We start from the raw sequence: 886 nt of genomic DNA, 5'->3' as shown, positions 1-886 counted from the left end.
CGCTAGGGTAAGCTGCGCGTTCCACCGTTAAAGCCTAAAACATTTCCCATGGTTAGGGCCTCAGACAGCCTCTTAGCTTTTACTGCTTTGCATCTCAGTCCTAAAATTTCGCTTGCTTTCTTCAGTCCAGCCATAGTGGTGCCACTTTGTGTAGTACCAGCTAAATCTCTTAAGGTATAAAGGGCTTCCCGACGTCCCCAATACTTTAGCACCATGGAAAGGCATGCAGCTCCGCAGTCTGTTTGGTCGATCTGCTTAACAAGATATTTTTTATAAAAGTATGAAGTCATTCACTCTCTTGCATATGTCTACGATTTTTTACCCTTGCTATAGTATTGAGATTATTTAAAAGATTGATAATTCCCACAGCTAATAAGACCAAGAGAATAATGTCCATATCTGGTAGTAAGAAAACTACTGCCATGACAAATATGCAGAATAGCAAAAATGCAGCTATAACTGTTTTTGAGATGCCGAATTTATTAAATAATTTCGCTAGCAATATATTCTCTTCCTCATAATCTTCAGTATTTTTTCCAAGTAACTGATATGTTAGAAACATATCGGCACCGTACAAGATGACGCATGAGATAGCCAAGAGTAAGATTTTCATTTATTCTCCTGGAGGAATTTTTATTTCCATCTCCTCAACGGAAATCTTCAATTTAATTAACTTCATTGGTTGAGGGGTATCCAAGTTATAGATAAATTTATCAATCGTGAAGTCAATTACTAATGGAATTATATCTCTATTAAGAACATCTTTACAAGCATCCAAACCTATCTGTCCTACTAAAGATAATAACTCATCGTAACTGCTCAGCACGAGAAGTCGAGTTTGGGTAAGACGCCACGAAAAACGTCAACTAAGCCAGTCCAAATGGAT

3 protein-coding genes are annotated in these 886 nt (G+C 37.6%); all 3 read right to left on the bottom strand.

The window, feature by feature from the left end; all coding sequences use genetic code 11:
- Positions 1–2: 2 nt before the first annotated feature.
- Genes QZ269_RS13275 through QZ269_RS13265 form a run of 3 tightly spaced genes read right to left on the bottom strand, consistent with a single transcriptional unit; the run spans position 3 to position 826 of the window.
- Positions 3–290 carry a cysteine peptidase family C39 domain-containing protein gene (locus QZ269_RS13275; RefSeq protein ID WP_291427168.1) on the bottom strand — a complete coding sequence of 96 codons (288 nt, stop codon included), beginning with the start codon at positions 288–290 and terminating at the stop codon, positions 3–5.
- Positions 287–613, bottom strand: a complete 327-nt coding sequence (locus QZ269_RS13270; protein ID WP_291427167.1) for a hypothetical protein — start codon at positions 611–613, stop codon at positions 287–289. The genes QZ269_RS13275 and QZ269_RS13270 overlap by 4 nt, the downstream gene beginning before the upstream one ends.
- On the bottom strand, positions 614–826 hold the full coding sequence (locus tag QZ269_RS13265; protein ID WP_291427166.1) for a hypothetical protein: 213 nt from the start codon (positions 824–826) through the stop codon (positions 614–616).
- Positions 827–886: the final 60 nt, after the last annotated feature.

The sequence above is a fragment of the Deinococcus sp. genome, from assembly GCF_018260405.1.
Taxonomy (GTDB): Bacteria; Deinococcota; Deinococci; order Deinococcales; family Deinococcaceae; genus Deinococcus.
Note: the sequence above shows the minus strand (reverse complement) of the source record. Positions and strands in the feature narration are given on the sequence as shown.